Here is a 1,281-nt window from a genome sequence, read left to right as displayed (position 1 = left end):
CCGATGACGGGCTCGACCGCCGACCGCCGTCGCATCTGGCGCTTGATGGCTGGGGTGACGCGGCGTTTCTGGCCCGCGGTGAAGACCCTGAGCTTGTGGCTCTGCGGTGCGTTGTGGCCGCGATAGCCGGCGTCGGCGAGGATGCGGCCGATCTCGTTGCCGATGGTCTTTTCCATGTCGGGGATGACGCTTGCCAGCGTGTGGCCGTCATAGGGATTGCCGGGCAGTGCTTTTGCATGCAGGGCGAACTGGCCGCCCCTGGAGCGCTTCAGCGTGGTGGCCACCGACACCTTCACCCCGAACTCGTAGGGCGCATGCGCCTTGCCCTTGCCGATGCATTCCACCTCGTGTGCGTGCAGGCTGTAGATCTTGCGGCCGCGCTGGCGCTGGCGTTGCTCGAGAACGGTGGCGGCCTGGTAGAGCGGCCATTTGAACAGCGTCCAGCCCCTGATCGCCGGCGATCTGGCGACCAATGTCGCGAATGGTCCGGCCGAGATAGGTCTTGAGCTTGCGTAGCGCCTTGTTGGCCCGCTTGAACTGCTTGGCGTGGGCATAGCGCTGGTGGCTGATCAGCGCCAGCTTGCCGACCCGCACATAACTCTGGCGCAAATGGAGACCCGTCCTCTTGGCCAGCCGCACCAGCCGTTCGCGTGCCCGATGGATGAGCTTGGCGTCGGTCGGGAACATGACGTTCTTCGGCTGCACGGTGGTGTCGACGATCACCTGGCGCGTGTCGGCCGGTTTCATCGCCCCGGTCTTGACCGCGAGGCTGAGGCTCTCCTGCAACAGCACCATAATCCGCTCCTCGCCCATACGGCTGCGCCAACGCGTCATCGAGGAGCGGTCGAACGGCAGCGTATGGCAAAAGAACGTCTCGCCGGTGAGATACTGGAAATAAGGGTTCTCCACCCAGCGCTCGCACAGCACCTCATCCGACAGGTTGAAGGTGTGCTTGAGGATCGCCAGCCCCGCCATCAGCCGGGTCGGCAGCGGCGGCATGCCGGGGCCGTCCGAATAGACGGCGCCGAAACGCTCCTCCAGCACCGGCCAGTCGATCGCCTGCGCCAGCCGCACCAGCTCGTGCTTCATGTTGATGATTTGGTCGAGCCTGGAGCGGAACAGGTCCTGCTCTCCCGTCTCGCGCTTCTCGCGTGGCCTGGACATTCGCTGTCCCCTCGATTCGCCGCCGCCGAACCGAGTGAATCACGCTCCGCGCCACAAGGGAATCGCAAAACCGAATTGCAGGAAAACAGCCCCAATAAACCGCTAATCCTGCAATTC

At 64.2% G+C, this 1,281-nt stretch carries 1 pseudogene; it reads right to left on the bottom strand.

Features of this window, described 5'->3' with window-relative positions:
- Window positions 1-1,164, bottom strand: a pseudogene (locus EN939_RS34640) (IS5 family transposase); the annotation flags it as partial.
- Window positions 1,165-1,281: the final 117 nt, after the last annotated feature.

The sequence above is a fragment of the Mesorhizobium sp. M7A.F.Ca.CA.002.05.1.1 genome (assembly GCF_003998335.1).
Lineage (GTDB): Bacteria > Pseudomonadota > Alphaproteobacteria > Rhizobiales > Rhizobiaceae > Mesorhizobium.
Note: the sequence above shows the minus strand (reverse complement) of the source record. Positions and strands in the feature narration are given on the sequence as shown.